Source organism: Starkeya sp. ORNL1, assembly GCF_012971745.1.
GTDB lineage: Bacteria > Pseudomonadota > Alphaproteobacteria > Rhizobiales > Xanthobacteraceae > Ancylobacter.
Map to the genome: position 1 here is coordinate 1,040,169 of NZ_CP048834.1, position 13,848 is coordinate 1,054,016.

Annotated in this window: 14 protein-coding genes; 6 read left to right on the forward strand and 8 right to left on the reverse strand. The window is 65.3% G+C overall.

Going from position 1 to position 13,848, the window contains the following annotated elements:
• The 5 genes from G3545_RS05145 to betC form a co-directional block, all read right to left on the reverse strand.
• A complete protein-coding gene (locus G3545_RS05145) occupies positions 1 to 1,650 on the reverse strand; it encodes an arylsulfatase (protein WP_170010455.1) in 1,650 nt (549 codons plus the stop codon).
• 70 nt (positions 1,651 to 1,720) lie between these two features.
• Positions 1,721 to 2,662, reverse strand: coding sequence for an efflux RND transporter periplasmic adaptor subunit (locus G3545_RS05150; protein ID WP_170010457.1), 942 nt, complete (start codon positions 2,660 to 2,662; stop codon positions 1,721 to 1,723).
• Positions 2,659 to 2,913, reverse strand: coding sequence for a DUF3302 domain-containing protein (locus G3545_RS05155; protein ID WP_170010459.1), 255 nt, complete (start codon positions 2,911 to 2,913; stop codon positions 2,659 to 2,661). Before G3545_RS05155 ends, G3545_RS05150 begins: the two co-directional genes overlap by 4 nt.
• 217 nt (positions 2,914 to 3,130) lie before the next feature.
• Positions 3,131 to 4,093, reverse strand: coding sequence for a choline ABC transporter substrate-binding protein (gene choX / locus G3545_RS05160; RefSeq protein WP_206151380.1), 963 nt, complete (start codon positions 4,091 to 4,093; stop codon positions 3,131 to 3,133).
• Positions 4,094 to 4,129: 36 nt separating this feature from the next.
• Entirely contained in the window at positions 4,130 to 5,647 is a 1,518-nt protein-coding gene (gene betC, locus G3545_RS05165) for a choline-sulfatase (RefSeq protein ID WP_246702698.1), read from the reverse strand.
• A 149-nt stretch (positions 5,648 to 5,796) separates the two neighbouring features.
• Here betC and G3545_RS05170 point away from each other — a divergent pair, with 149 nt between their 5' ends.
• From G3545_RS05170 to G3545_RS05195, 6 genes are all read left to right on the forward strand, one after another.
• A complete protein-coding gene (locus tag G3545_RS05170; protein WP_170010464.1) occupies positions 5,797 to 6,729 on the forward strand; it encodes a LysR substrate-binding domain-containing protein in 933 nt (310 codons plus the stop codon).
• A gap of 122 nt (positions 6,730 to 6,851) precedes the next feature.
• Positions 6,852 to 7,043, forward strand: a complete 192-nt coding sequence (locus G3545_RS05175; RefSeq protein WP_170010466.1) for a hypothetical protein — start codon at positions 6,852 to 6,854, stop codon at positions 7,041 to 7,043.
• A gap of 266 nt (positions 7,044 to 7,309) precedes the next feature.
• On the forward strand, positions 7,310 to 8,455 hold the full coding sequence (locus tag G3545_RS05180) for a PHB depolymerase family esterase (RefSeq protein WP_170010468.1): 1,146 nt from the start codon (positions 7,310 to 7,312) through the stop codon (positions 8,453 to 8,455).
• Between the two features lie 67 nt (positions 8,456 to 8,522).
• Positions 8,523 to 9,182 (forward strand): hypothetical protein, encoded by a 660-nt coding sequence (locus G3545_RS05185; protein WP_170010470.1) that lies wholly within the window; start codon positions 8,523 to 8,525, stop codon positions 9,180 to 9,182.
• A 99-nt stretch (positions 9,183 to 9,281) separates the two neighbouring features.
• Positions 9,282 to 9,668 (forward strand): hypothetical protein, encoded by a 387-nt coding sequence (locus G3545_RS05190; protein WP_170010472.1) that lies wholly within the window; start codon positions 9,282 to 9,284, stop codon positions 9,666 to 9,668.
• Between the two features lie 23 nt (positions 9,669 to 9,691).
• Complete coding sequence (locus tag G3545_RS05195) at positions 9,692 to 9,883, forward strand: hypothetical protein (protein WP_170010474.1); 192 nt, start codon at positions 9,692 to 9,694, stop codon at positions 9,881 to 9,883.
• Positions 9,884 to 10,015: 132 nt separating this feature from the next.
• Here G3545_RS05195 and G3545_RS05200 read toward each other — a convergent pair whose 3' ends face one another.
• Genes G3545_RS05200 through G3545_RS05210 form a run of 3 tightly spaced genes read right to left on the reverse strand, consistent with a single transcriptional unit; the run spans position 10,016 to position 13,809 of the window.
• A complete protein-coding gene (locus G3545_RS05200) occupies positions 10,016 to 11,704 on the reverse strand; it encodes an iron ABC transporter permease (RefSeq protein WP_170010476.1) in 1,689 nt (562 codons plus the stop codon).
• Position 11,705: 1 nt separating this feature from the next.
• The gene (locus G3545_RS05205; protein WP_170010478.1) at positions 11,706 to 12,656 is read right to left on the reverse strand and encodes an ABC transporter substrate-binding protein; all 951 of its coding nucleotides are present in this window, start codon (positions 12,654 to 12,656) and stop codon (positions 11,706 to 11,708) included.
• 10 nt (positions 12,657 to 12,666) lie between these two features.
• Complete coding sequence (locus G3545_RS05210) at positions 12,667 to 13,809, reverse strand: ABC transporter ATP-binding protein (RefSeq protein WP_170010480.1); 1,143 nt, start codon at positions 13,807 to 13,809, stop codon at positions 12,667 to 12,669.
• Positions 13,810 to 13,848: the final 39 nt, after the last annotated feature.

Here is a 13,848-nt window from a genome sequence, read left to right on the forward strand (position 1 = left end):
TCACCGCACAGGCGTCATCCTCTCCACCTCCTGGAGGCGCTTCAGCGCCGCCTGTTGGCGCAACATGCCGTAGTTGATGCCACTTGCATTGAGCGAACTACCTTCCTGGAATGGGAACTGGTCGAAGTCGGAGAAGAACTCCTTGATCTTTCCTTGGATGGGCACGAGCAGCCACATGTTGCGGGCAAGAAATTCAAGAGCGCCGCCACCTTCCTTCATTGCCCGTTCATACGGGTCCATGCGCAGATTCGCGATCAACGCCCAACCGGGGGTCTCGCGCGTAGCCGTTGCGATGTTGCCTTCACTTGCCACCGCGAAACTCAGCTTCCAGTCATTCCACCGGATAGCATTGAGATTTCCGCCCTGATCGAAGTAGTACATGACATCGCGCGGCGGCACCTTGGCCCCACCCTTGAGCAGAGGTGTCAGATCGTAACCGTCAAGATGCACCTTGAAAGTCTTGGTTCCCGCGTTGAAGCCTGCCTTCATTTTCTCGGCCAAGTCAGGGATACCCGCCGCCGCGGCGAAGGTCGGCATCCAGTCCATCAGCGTAACGATATCGTTGACCTGGCTGCCCGGCTTCACCACGCCCGGCCAGCGCACCATCATCGGGATGCGCATGCCGCCTTCCCAGGTCGTGCCCTTTTCGCCATGAAACGGGGTCATCGCCCCATCCGGCCACAGTGCGAGTTCTGCGCCGTTATCCGTCGTGTAGAGCACGATGGTATCGTCCGCGATCCCAAGGTCATCGAGTTGCTTCAGCAACTGCCCGACGTGGCCATCGTGTTCCGCCATGCCATCGGCCTCAAGGCCCTTGCCTGTCTTTCCCGTGCTCTCCGGCTTGAGGTGGGTAAAGATGTGCATGCGCGTGGCGTTGAACCAGACGAAGAAGGGCTTGCTCGCCTTGTTCTGGCGATCAATGAAATCTTTTGCCGCCGCAAGGAATTCCTCGTCGATCGTCTCCATGCGCTTTGTATCGAGCGGCCCGGTGTCTTCGATCCGTCCGTCCGCATGGGAATGGATAACCCCCCGAGGCCCGTACTGCTTTCGGAAGGCCGGATCCTTCGGGTAGAAATAGCCCTCCGGCTCTTCCTCCGCATTGAGGTGGTAGAGATTGCCGAAGAACTCGTCGAAGCCGTGATTGGTCGGCAAATGCTGGTCTTGATCGCCAAGATGGTTCTTGCCGAATTGGCCGGTGGCGTAGCCCTTGGTTTTCATCACGTCCGCGATGGTCGGCATCCAGTCCGTAATCCCATGCGGGTCGCCGGGCATGCCGATGGTAAGTAGGCCGGTCCGGAAAGGCTCCTGGCCGAGAATGAATGACGCCCGCCCGGCCGTGCAGCTCTGCTGCCCGTAGGAATCGGTGAAGATGGCGCCTTCAGCGGCAATCCTGTCGATGTTCGGCGTGCGATAGCCCATCAGACCCATGGTGTAGGCGCTGATTTGCGAAATGCCGATATCGTCGCCGAAAATCACCAGAATGTTCGGAGCTTTACCTGAGGCCGGTGCAGCTGTCTGAGCCGGCGTTTGGGCTTGGGCAATCGCGGTGCCGCTTATTGTGGATGCAGCGACAAGTGCGGTTGTTCCCGTCAGCAGCGAACGCCTGCTCACGGAACCGCTTTCACCAGCATTGTTCGACTTCTCAGCCATCCTTGCCTCCGACAGCTATTGCCTCGAATGAATTCTCAGGTGAACTGGAAATTCAGCGGTCTCTCCAGCCTCAGAACGGCACGACGTAGTTCACGATCGCTTCCTGCCGCAGCACCACCTGGCGGATGATGTGGCTGGCCTTGACGTGGTCGGTGTAGATCGCCGCACTGCCGGCGCTGCCCGCCGGCAGGCGCTCGCCGAGTTTCGGATCGTCGAGCTTCACCCGCACCACGAACGGCGCGGCATTGATCTGCACCGGCGCGGCCGCGGTGCCGGATGGCGCCGCCTGCCCGCTGGCGATCGCCTGCAGCACGGTCTCGACGCTGCCGGTGAAGACCTCGCCCGGAAGATATTTGAAGGTGATCTCGACCTTCTGCCCCGGCGCGATGTAGCGCGCATAGATTTGCGGCACCTCGACCACGGTCACGGTCTCGGAGGTGTCGATGAAGGCCATGACCGGCGAGAGCGTGAGGTTCGACACCCGGGCGCCCTTGCGCAGCGTGACATTGGTGACGTAGCCATCGGACGGCGCACGTACCGTGGTCTTGTCGAGGTTCCATTTGGCGCCGTCGACCTGGGCTTTCAGCTGGTCGACCTCGCTCTGGCGCTGCTCGACATTGAATTCGGGGGAAGCCTGTTTCCGGGCGAGCTCGGTCATCTGCCCGAGCCGCAATTCGGCGAGCTTCAGCTGCGCCTCCAGCGCGCCGAGTTGCGCCTGATAGGGCGTGGGGTCGATCTTGAAGAGGACATCCCCGGCCTTGAGCGGGGTGTTCGGCGCGACCGGTACCTCGGTCACCTCACCGGCAACGTTGGGCACGATCTGCACTGACTGCCGGCCGATAATGGCAGCACCTGCCGGCGCCCCCCACCCCATCGGGATGAACAGCCCGACCAGCAGGACAAGCAGCACGAGGATGGGGGAAATCTTCCAGAACAGATTGCTGGGAACGATCTTGAGCCAGATCAGGATCACCAGGATCAGTATGTACGCATTGAGCAGGAAGACGATCATGGGACCGGCTCCTGCCGGCCCGTCGCCGGCCGCGCCGGCACGTCGACATAGGCCCAGATGAAGGCCAGCGGCCACAGCACGAAGCCAAAGATCAAGGTGATCCAGCCGGCTACGGATACTGCCTCGGCCCATGGATGACCGCGCTTGCGCGCGACATATCCGGGCGCCATGCCGAGTATGATGAAGATGCCGACCGCTGAAGCGATCGCTACCACAAGAACAATGATGGCGAATATATCGATGAACGCCACGACACGACCCCCGTCGGCTCCAAATCTAGGCGCCATGGAGGCAAAGGAAAGAAAAATATTTATGTCAGCCTGAATGACCTACCAGGCTGGACAGCGCGTACAATTAAAAGTTGTTACAACATCGTAGCAATATTTCAGGATCATTCAAGGTGTCGACAGTACAAATCGGGACCGCGATCGACGACCGCGATCCCGAGCCGGCAGCCTTGCCGCAGACTTATACCCCTAGCGCCTTCTTCACGGCCGTCATCCCGTCCTGCCCATCGCGCGTGCTCACGCCGGCAAGCCATGGCACGATCAGCTCCGGCTTGCTCTTGAGATAGGCCTTCGCCGCGGCCTTGGCGTCGCTGCCATTGTCCAGGATCCCACCCATGATGGTGTTCTCCATCGGCACGTTGAAGGTAAGCTGGTTCATCAATTTCGCCACGTTCGGGCAATCGGCCGCGTAACCCTTGCGGGTGATGGTGTAGATCGAGGACGCACCGTAGTTGGCACCGAAATACTCGTCTCCGCCCGAGAGATAGACGAGGTCGAAATTGGTGTTCATCGGATGCGGCTCCCAGGCGAGGAACACGATCCAATCCTTGCGCTTGCCGGCCCGCGTCACCTGGCTGAGCATGCCCTGCTCGCTCGATTCCACCAGCGTCCAGCCGTCGAGGCCGAACTGCTTCGCCGTGATCATCTTCTGGATGTTCTGGTTCGAGGGGGCGCCAGGCTCGATGCCATAGATCTTCTTGTCGAACTTGTCGGCGTTCTTGGCCAGGTCGGCGAAATTGGCGACGCCGGCATCCGCCACATATTTCGGCACCGCCAGAGTGAAGCGGATCTGCTCCAGGTTCTGATGCAGCACGACGATGTCGCCGCTCGCGGTCAGCGGCTCGACGAAGCGCTTCTGCGCCGGCATCCAGTTGCCGAGGAACACGTCGAGCTGGCGGTTCTTCAGCGCTTCGAAGGTGACCGGAACCGCCAGCGTCTCGACCTTCTGCTTGTAGCCGAGCGCCTCCAGCAGCACGCCCGCAACGGCATTGGTCGAGGTGATGTCGGTCCAGCCGGGATCGGACATGCGCACCGTGGTGCAGGCTTCCGGCTCCGCGGCTGCGGCGCGCTCGGAGAACAGAGACGTGCCCAGCGGGAGCACCAAAGCGGACATGCAGAGCAGGCGTAGCAGCGTCTTCGACATTTCCGTCTCCCTCGTGTGTCCAGTCTGATATGCGGTTCAGGTGTTGATCGGCCGCACCCGCGGATAGCGGGCCATGGCCTCGAGATCATCGAGGTCGGCGCGGTTGCGGATGTATTGCGTGCTGGCGTCGCGGAACGGCTGGTAGTCCCACGGCGTGGGGGTACCGATGTCGAGCGCGGCGTTGACGAAGTGGCGCCGGCGCTGGCTTTCGCGCACCGCCCGGTCGAGCGCCACGAAATCCCACCGCCCGGCGGCCTCGGAGCGGAAGTTGGCCAGCGCGTCGGGCGCAACCGCCGCCTGCGCGAGGTTGGCAAGCTCAAGCGGATCGTCCACGAGATGATAGAGCTGGTCCGGATCGGCGGGGCTGTGCACGAACTTCCAGGGGCCGCGGCGGATCATGACCAGCGGGGCGATGGCGCCCTCGGCGAGATATTCGCCGATCACCTCATCATGGCCGTCGCCGCCCGCGAGGTGCGGCAGCAGGCTGCGCCCATCCAGTGGGGCCGCATAGTCGCCTGCGCGTCCATCATTCGCGAGTTCCACCAGAGTGGGCAGCATGTCGACGAGGGAGACTGCATTCGCGACACGGCGCCGCGCGAAGTGCTTCGGCGCGTGGACGATCAGCGGCACCCGCGCAGCACCCTCGAAGAAGCTCATCTTGTACCAGAAGCCGCGCTCGCCCAGCATCTCGCCATGATCGCTGGTGACGATCACCACGGTATCGTCGGCGAGATTGGTTGCCCGCAAAGCCGCCATCAGCCGCCCGACATTGTCGTCGACATAGGATATCGCCCCGTAATAGGCGCGGCGGGCGTTGCGGACATGCGTTTCGGTGATCTCGGCATTGTCCATGTCGCAGACGTGCCGGAGGCGGTGCGAATGCGGATCCGGCGCCCAGTCGGCCAGGCCGACCTTCGGCAGTTCGATCTCCTCGTCGCGATAGAGATTCCAGTAGCGTTCGGGAATCGCGAAGGGGTCGTGCGGGTGGGTCAGCGACACCACCATGCAGAACGGCCGCTCATCGCGCCCGCGGGCGGCGTCATAGATGGCACGCTCGGCGGCGAACACCACCTCGTCATCATAGTCGAGCTGGTTGGTGCGCACGCACAGCCCGGCATCGGTCACCGAGCTCATATTGTGATACCAGCTCGGGCGCTCCTGCGGCCGGGACCAGTCCGGCGTCCAGCCATAGTCGGCGGGGTAGATGTCCGTGGTCAGCCGCTGCTCGAAGCCGTGCAACTGGTCGGGCCCGCAGAAATGCATCTTGCCGGACAGTGTGGTCCGGTAGCCGGCCCGCCGCAGATAATGCGCGAAGGTCGGGATGTCGGCGCGAAATTCGGCGGCATTGTCATAGGCCTGCGTGGCGGAGGGCATCCGTCCGCTCATGAACGCCGCGCGCGACGGCGAGCACAGCGGGCTGTTGCAATAGGCATTGTCAAAAACCACGCCGGCACTGCCGAGCGCGGCCATGTTCGGCGCTCGGGTCAAGGCGTGGCCATAGGTCGGCATGGCCGCCGGCGCCATCTGGTCCGCCATGATCAGAAGTATGTTCAAGCGCCGACCGCCCATTCCGATCTCCAGCCGATCTTGACGTCACCCCAGGCCTTGACGTCACTTGAGGCAAAGCCTTTGATCATCGAGGCTCGGGCCAGCAGCGCGGTGCGTAAACGTCCGAATTCGTCATGGAGCCATGAGATCTACTCATGCGAGAAAGCCGCCAGCTCGTGCCGCTGCATCGCCTCGCCGTATTCGAGGTGGCGGCGCGCCATGGCAGCTTCAGCATGGCGGCCCGTGAGCTCGGCATGACGCAGTCGGCGGTGAGCCACCAGATCGCCGATCTCGAAGCGGAGCTGGGCATCCAGTTGTTCCAGCGGGTGTGGCGCGGGGTGACGACCACCGAGGCCGGCAGCTTTCTGTTCGAGGCGGCCCGCCGCGGCATCAGCGAGATCGCCGCGGCGATCGAAGTGGCGCGCGCCATAGGGCGGCGCAGCCAGCTGACCGTGCTGACCGATTTCGGCTTCGCCGCCTTCTGGCTGATGCCGCGCCTCGCCCAGCTCCGCGACAGGCTGCCGGATGTGGATGTGCGGGTGATCACGGCGCAGGGCGCAGCCGACCTCGAAGGCGCCCTCGCCGACTTCGCGATCCTATTCGGCGCCGCCTCCTGGCATCGCTACGAAACCGTGCGGCTCGTCGAGGAGGATGTGGTGCCGGTGGCGAGCCCCGGGTTTCTCGGCCGGCATCGCCTGCGCTCCGCAGTTGATCTCGCCGCGCTGCCGCTGTTGCATCTGGAGCGGCCCGATCCCGACCGGTGGCTGAGCTGGGGCGAATATATGGAAGGTTGCGGATTGCCGGACGCGGCCGGCGCCCGGCAGGTCCAGTCCGGCCTCTCGTTCAACAATTACATGCTGGTGCTGCAGGCGGCGATTGCCGGCCAGGGCATCGCGCTCGGCTGGCGTCCGCTCACCGACGACCTGCTGCGGCAGGGCCTGCTGGCCGAGGCGCCGCTGCCGCGCGTTCGCACCGGCCGCGGCTATCACCTCATCACCATGCCCGGACGCACGCAGCAATCCCGCACCACGCGGGAGTTCAAAGCCTGGCTGATGGACGAATTCGGCGTCGGGGCCACGCCGTCGTGATGATCGGACCGGAGCCGTCATCATCGCGGCTCCGCCGGGACCATGAGTGGGCGAGAATTGCGGCTCCGGCTCAAAGCCGGCACAATTCGCGCGCCGCAACCCGCCGCACGATGGAGGATGTCATGGTCGATCCCGACGCATTGTACGCTGAGCTCCAGGCCGTGTTGCGCGAGATCGATGAGCTCCAGGAGAAAGTCGGGGCGTCGGCTTCCTCCGAAGACCGGCAGGCGCTTGAGCATGGCCTGAAGCAACTCGTCGATCGGAAAGTCGCGATCGAGGAGGAGATCGATCAGGCGACCGGCGCCTCACGCTAGCAGAACGTGCGAAAGCGCCACCGTACCTCTCCGCGCCCGAGGGCGAGCCTCGACGTCTCTCGTGAGACGGCGACTGGAAGTCGCTTTGCCCGGCCATGACGATAGAAACGGCCCATTTCCGCCGCCTCGGCGTTTGGCTTTTCCATTTCGAACGTCGGTGATGCTGTGCATCGAACAAAAAATTGTGCAGTGCAGCAACGAACGTTAATGTGGGAAGTTAGCTGTTCGGCAGCGGAATCCAGCGGTTCGCCGCAGAGGGTTGCGTAATGAAAGACATGTTTTCCGAGATCCGGCGCGGACCGGTCTTTCGCCTTCGCGGGCTGCCGCTTCCGCAATCGCGTCGCCCCGATCGGCTGCGCGACCTGGAGGATTTCGGCTCCAATCCCGGAGCGCTGCGGGCCCGATGCCACGTCCCGGCGAACCTGCCGCCGAATGCCCCGCTGGTCGTGGCGCTCCATGGCTGCACGCAGACCGCCGGCGACTATGACAATGGCTCGGGTTGGTCGCAGCTCGCCGACCAGCAAGGTTTCGCGGTGCTCTATCCGGAGCAGCAGCGCACCAATAACCCGAACCTCTGTTTCAACTGGTTCGCGCCGGACGACATTCGGCGGGGCAGCGGCGAGGCGCTCTCGATCCGGCAGATGGTGGAGACCATCATCGCCCGCGAAGGGCTGGATCGCACGCGCGTCTTCGTCACCGGCCTGTCGGCGGGCGGCGCCATGACATCGGTGATGCTGGCGACTTATCCCGAGGTCTTTGCCGGCGGCGGCATCATTGCCGGCCTCGCCTATGGCGTCGCCACGACAATCCCGGAAGCGTTCGACCGGATGCGCGGCCTCGGCATGCCATCGGATACGGCGCTTCGGAGCCTGCTGCGCCAGGCGTCCGGCAATAGCGGCCACTGGCCGCGCATTTCGGTCTGGCAGGGCACGGCCGACCACACCGTCACACCCGTGAACGCGCAGGCCATCGTGGCACAATGGCAGGGCATCCACGGGCTGGATGGTGTTACGCCGCAGGTGACGACGGCCCAGGGCCAGTCCCGCCGTGTCTGGCGCGATCGGCGGGGGCGAGAGCTCATCGAGGAATACAGCATCGCCGGCATGGGCCATGGCGTCCCGCTCGATACGCGCGGCCAACACCATTATGGCGAGGCAGCCCCCTATATGCTGGAAGCCGGCATCTCCTCGACGCTCCAGATCGCCCGTTTCTGGGGGATAGCGGATGCCGGCGCGCTGGTGGCTGATGATGTTGGGGCCGAGGCGGCCCTACAGCCGTCACATGCGGAAAACACGCCGGAAATCGCGCCGCAGGCTTTCACGTCGATGGCGGGCCATGCCACCTCGTCGCAATCGGCAAAGATACGAAAGGTGATCGAAGACGCACTTCGCACCGCCGGTCTCATGCGATGATGCTATAGCGGGGCGCTCAGTTCCAAATGAGACGCCTCCAACCAGCACCGCAGGACACCATCGCCTTATGGCCGAGACCCTAACTGTAAGGCTGCCGACCGGCGAGATCCTGGCGCCCTCGCCTTCCCTGATGGACAGCCCGACATGGCCGGCCTATCGCGATCTCGCGAGCCAGGTCGCCTCCTATGGCGCGGCCTTCGGCTGGATGACCCGGATCGGCGCCGTCCTGCAGGATTTCGGCGCGGTGGTGGACGCGCTCGATGATCCCTCGCGGCTGCCCACCGCCCGACAGCACGCGAAAGCTTCTCTCGCCGCAATCGCGCCGCTGCTGAATGCCGGCGTTCCGGCCGGCGGGCTGCCATTCGTGAAGGACGTCTACACACTCGCCCTGGTGATGACCCGCGAGCTACAGGGGGAGCTCATCACGCTGCTGCCGGCCGAGGTCATGCCGATCAAGAACCTGCCGGCTAAGCGTTTGCCGGCTGCCGGCAAATTGGCGCTTCGCAGCGCGCAGATCGAGCCGTTCAACACCGCCCTTGCCGCTTCCGGCACCATCGTCGCCCTGCTGCAATCCGTTGCCCCGTTTGCCTCGCAGGCGGCGGTCCCGACGCCGACCTTCCCCGACCTCGAGGAAGCCGGCACCGCGACGGAGATGAAGGCGCGCATCGAGCAGATCTCCGCCTTCGCCGAGCAGCTCGCGGCGGTCGTGGAGGCACTGCCGGACTGAAGGACCCGTCATTAACGGTGACGCTAACAGATGATGGGAAATTACCTTCGCTTGCCGCCGACCGCGGCTAGCATTCGCCCGCCAACAAGGGAGGGCGTCATGAAGGGCATCATCATCGGCGTGGCTGCGGTCGCCGGGCTTGTTTCGGTCGCACAGGCAAAAGATGCGGTGTCGCTGGTCGGCACCTGGACCGGCCATCGCGAGCGGGTGGCGAAGGTCGAGGGCTGGCGCGATGGCGAGGCGACGCTGGTCATCACCGAGCAGAAGGGTCTCACCTTCATGGGCCATCTCAAGCGCGCCAACCCCAGCGGCGATGTCGACGAGCCGCTCTGGGGTGCCTTCACGCCGGGTGGCCGGCTGATGGCCGGCGCCGACGAGGAAGGCGTCTATTCGTTCGAACTCGTCAACAACAACACGCTCGACTATTGCTATGTTGAGGCAGGTGCTTCGCCGCGGGCAGTGTGCGCGCGGCTGAAGCGGAAATAGCCGGCAACAGGAGTGCTTCTCAGATGGTCGATGCCGCAACTCTCATCGAACTGGATCAGCGCATCGCCGCCGTCCGCCAGAACATCAGCGACCTGACCGAACAGGCCGCCGCCTATTCCGGCGCGGAGGACGAAGCCCGCAACGCCGACCGCATCGCCGAGCAGCAGGCGATCCTCGACACGCTGCTCAAGGAGCGCGAGGCGTTCGCTTCCTGATACGACGTCATCCTGAGGTGCGAGCAAGGCGAGCCTCGAAGGATGCTCAGGCAGAAGACGGTCCTCGGGGACGGGTATCCTTCGAGGCCGCTTCGCGGCACCTCAGGATGACGTAGTTCGGGTTCAAGAACCCTATCGCGCGATCCCGCCCATGCCGCGTGTCAGCGCGGTGATGGCGAGTGGTACGCTCAGCGTGACGATGAGCGCGATGGTGCTCATTGCCATGCCGAGGCCAATCGAGCCCTGCTCGAACTGCCGCCAGATGAAGGTCGCGACCGTCATCATCCCCACCGGGGCGACCAGCACCGAGGCCACCAGCTCGCGCGAGGCGACGGCGAACACCAGCAGCATCGCGGAGAGCAGGCTCGGCCAGATCAGCGGCAGCACGATGCGCCGGAGGCTGGTCAACGACGAGGCGCCGGAGACCCGCGCCGCCGCCTCCAGATTGTCGTTGATCTGCCGGAGCGCCGCATTGGCATAGCGGATCGGATAGGGCAGCAGGATGCAGGAATAGGCCAGCAGCAGGATGAACGGCGTGTTGTAGGGCGAGAGCGGCAGCGGCCGGTTCCACGCCAGGATCAGGCCGACCGCGACCACCACGCCGGGCAGCGCATTCGGCAGCATGCTGAGCGCATCGAACACCGCCTTGCCCCGGAACCGCGTCTTCACCACCGCGTAGGCGACCATCGCACCGATGAAGCCGGTGAGCAGTGCGGTGGCAAGGCCGAGCGCCAGGCTGTTGCCGAGCGCACGCAGGCCGCCGCTCTCGAGGCTCAGCAGGGCTTCGAAATTCTCGAAGCCGAGATTCCCGGGACTGAGCCCGCCGGAGATGGTGCGCGACAGCGCCGTGGCGAGGATGGCGAACAGCGGCACGCCGGTCGCGAGCAGCGCTATGAGCGTGAAGCCGATCAGCACCGGCAGCGCCATCGCGCCGAGCGGCGCCGGAACGAAGGCCTGCGGCTTGCCGCCGGTGGTCTCGAAGGAGCGCCCGGCAAGGATCTTCAATTGCAGCGCGAAGGCCCCGACCGACAGCAGCACCAATATCAGCGACAGGATCGCGGCGCCCGGCAGGTCCACCGGCCAGTCGGCGGTGCGGGTCTCGATCGCGGTGACCAGCACCAGATAGCCGGACTGCCGGCCGAGCGCGGCGGGCGTGCCGTATTCCTCGATGGTCAACGCGAACACCAGGAGCGCGCTTGCCACCAGCGCCGGCGTCGCCAGCGGCAGGGTGATGCGGCGGAAGGCGGTCCATGGCCCCGCCCCGCACACCCGGCCGACATCGGCATAGCGCGAGCCGATGGCGACCGCGGTACGGGAAACCGCAAAATAGATGGCGGGGAACAGGTTCAGCGCCATCACGAAGACGAGGCCGGCAAAGGAGAACAGGAACGGCCCGGCATGCAGGCTGGTGAGCTGAGCCAGATAGCCCCGCGGCTGCAGCGTCATGATCCAGCCGAGCGTCGCGATGTAAGGCGGCACCATGAACGGCACCAGGAACAGCACATCCCACAGCGGGGCCAGCGGCACCGCATAGAGTGCGCGCAGGAAGCCGAGCGGCACGGCGATGATGGCTGCGAGCGCCACCACGCAGACGCCGAGCAGCAGCGTGTTGCGGGTCAGGCGCAGCAAGGCGGGGTCGCCCAGTACGGCGGCGACCTGACCGAATGGTCGCGCGAAGGACCCGCGGCCGAGCTCGGGGAACACGGCCTGCAGGATGACGAAGGCGATCGGCACGGCGACGAGGATGAGAAGGCCCGCCATGCCGAACCAGACCGCAGGTCCAGCGGTCTGCTGGTCTGCGGTCTGCTGGCCTGAGCGCATCTCAGTGGCCGAAGGTCTTGGCGAACCGGGCCAGCGTCTCGTCGCGCTTCGGATAGACCGCGGCGGCGTCGATGGTGATGACCTTGATGTCCTTGATCAGCGGGCGGCCGGCGGCGATGTCGGTGCGCGCCGGGATCAGGAACACCTTGGCCACGGCAGCCTGGCCCTCATCGGACAGCACATAGTCGATGAACTTCCTGGCGTCGTCCTGCTGCTTCGACCAGTTGAGGATCATCATCGGGCGCGGCGCGACGATGGTGCCGGAAGCCGGGAAGATAACTTCCAGCGACTCGCCCTTCTTGGCGGCGGCGAAGGCCAGATAGTCGACGCCGCCGAACACCGCGGCCTTGGCGCCCTGCAGCACCGGGTTGAGCGCGGCGGCATTGGCGCCGCCGATCACCGCGCCATTCGCCTTCAGATCCTCGAACAGCTTCCAGCCATTGCGCGCCTGCTCGGCGGCGACCAGTTCGAAGGAGGCGCCGGACTGCGTCGGGTCCGGCAGCACCACCAGGTCCTTGTAGTCGGCCTTGGCGAGGTCGGTCCATTCCGCCGGCTTCGGCGTGCCGCTCTTCGGGTTCCAGGCGATGGCGAGCGCCGAGATGCCCTGTGCCACAGCGGTCCTGGTCTTGTAGGCGTCCGGCACGGTCTTGGCGTTCGGGCTCTCATAGGCGACCAGCCAGCCGCGCTTGTCGAAATCGGTCGCGGTATCCCACGAGGCGGAGATCAGCACGTCGACCACCGGGTTCGACGCTTCGGCCTCGATGCGGCCCATCACCTGGCCGGTGGTGCCCTGGAAGACATTGGCCTTGATGCCGGTCGACTTGGTGAAGCCGCTGGCCAACGCCTCGATCAGATTGGCCGGGCCGGCCGAATAAACCGTGATGTCGGCGCGGGCGGCGCCGCTAAAGGCAAGGCTCGCGGCGAGTGCCGCGACGGCAATGGTCCTGCGCATGGCAATGCTCCTAGACATGGATGGTCTCCTTGGATGAAAGCGGAAGGCCCGTCGCGGCGGTGTCGGCAAACCAGCACAGCCGCGTGGCGTCGACGGAAAGTCCGATGCGCGCGCCGATCGTGCCGCGCTCCCGATTGGCGAGCCTGACCACGGTCGGCGCCGGGGTATCGCCCGCGCCGAGCTGGACGGTGAGCAGATGATGGTCACCGCGGAACTGCGAGCCGATGACAACTCCGGTCAAAACCGCATCCGCGCCGTTCGCTACATGCAGGGCGTTGCGGGCGAGCAGCACGCTGGCCCGGCCAGCCTCGCGCGGCCCCTGCCCGGCATCCGTGAGCCGCTGGCCGATCGCGGTCAGCCACCAGCCCTCGGTGCGGCGCTCGACCTCCACCGTCGGACCGAGATTGAGCTGGTCAGACACCGCGGGATCGGCGGGGCGCTCGACGATCTCCTCAGGCGCGGCGCGCTGCACGATGCGCCCGCCACGCATGACGGCGACAGTGTCCGCCAAGGCGAAGGCTTCGCTCTGGTCGTGAGTGACATAGATCGCGGTGAGCTTCAGCCGGCGCAGCAGCGCGGCGAGTTCGCTCGCCAGTTCCTCGCGCAATTCGCGGTCGAGGTTCGACAGCGGCTCGTCGAACAGCACCAGGCTCGGCTCGGCGACGATGGCGCGCGCGATGGCGACGCGCTGCTGCTGGCCGCCGGAAAGGCTCGAAATGGCCCGCGCCTCGAAGCCGCCGAGCCCGACGCGCTCCAGCGCGGTGCGCACCCGCGTCTCGCGCTCGCTGCGCGGCACCTTCCGCATTTCGAGCGGGAAGGAGACGTTGGCGCCGACGCTGAGATGCGGCCACAGCGCGTAATCCTGGAACACCATGCCGAGCCCGCGCCGCTCGGGTGGCACGAACAATCCCTTCGCCGCGTCGGCGACCGGCGCGCCGGCGAGGTGAATGGTGCCCTTGGTCGGCGCCGCGAGGCCGGCGGCCAGCCGTAACAGCGTGGTCTTGCCACAGCCGGAGGGACCGAGCAGCGCCAGCACGTGGCCGGCCGGCAGCACAAGATCGATGCCGTCGAGAATGGTCGCCGTACCGTAGCTCTGGGAAAGGCCGGCGATCTCGACCGCGGGCGCGCCTTCGCGAGCTGAAGGGGATGGCATGGCCGAACCGGAAAAGCCGAGGGAAAGCGGTCGAACGTG

What these genes read in the sequence shown, in the direction of transcription:
- G3545_RS05145 (WP_170010455.1), bottom strand. Translation starts at nt 1,650, where the DNA reads ATGGCTGAGAAGTCGAACAATGCTGGTGAAAGCGGTTCCGTGAGCAGG.
- G3545_RS05150 (WP_170010457.1), bottom strand. Translation starts at nt 2,662, where the DNA reads ATGATCGTCTTCCTGCTCAATGCGTACATACTGATCCTGGTGATCCTG.
- choX (WP_206151380.1), bottom strand. Translation starts at nt 4,093, where the DNA reads ATGTCGAAGACGCTGCTACGCCTGCTCTGCATGTCCGCTTTGGTGCTC.
- G3545_RS05170 (WP_170010464.1), top strand. Translation starts at nt 5,797, where the DNA reads ATGCGAGAAAGCCGCCAGCTCGTGCCGCTGCATCGCCTCGCCGTATTC.
- G3545_RS05175 (WP_170010466.1), top strand. Translation starts at nt 6,852, where the DNA reads ATGGTCGATCCCGACGCATTGTACGCTGAGCTCCAGGCCGTGTTGCGC.
- G3545_RS05180 (WP_170010468.1), top strand. Translation starts at nt 7,310, where the DNA reads ATGAAAGACATGTTTTCCGAGATCCGGCGCGGACCGGTCTTTCGCCTT.
- G3545_RS05185 (WP_170010470.1), top strand. Translation starts at nt 8,523, where the DNA reads ATGGCCGAGACCCTAACTGTAAGGCTGCCGACCGGCGAGATCCTGGCG.
- G3545_RS05190 (WP_170010472.1), top strand. Translation starts at nt 9,282, where the DNA reads ATGAAGGGCATCATCATCGGCGTGGCTGCGGTCGCCGGGCTTGTTTCG.
- G3545_RS05195 (WP_170010474.1), top strand. Translation starts at nt 9,692, where the DNA reads ATGGTCGATGCCGCAACTCTCATCGAACTGGATCAGCGCATCGCCGCC.
- G3545_RS05200 (WP_170010476.1), bottom strand. Translation starts at nt 11,704, where the DNA reads ATGCGCTCAGGCCAGCAGACCGCAGACCAGCAGACCGCTGGACCTGCG.
- G3545_RS05205 (WP_170010478.1), bottom strand. Translation starts at nt 12,656, where the DNA reads ATGCGCAGGACCATTGCCGTCGCGGCACTCGCCGCGAGCCTTGCCTTT.
- G3545_RS05210 (WP_170010480.1), bottom strand. Translation starts at nt 13,809, where the DNA reads ATGCCATCCCCTTCAGCTCGCGAAGGCGCGCCCGCGGTCGAGATCGCC.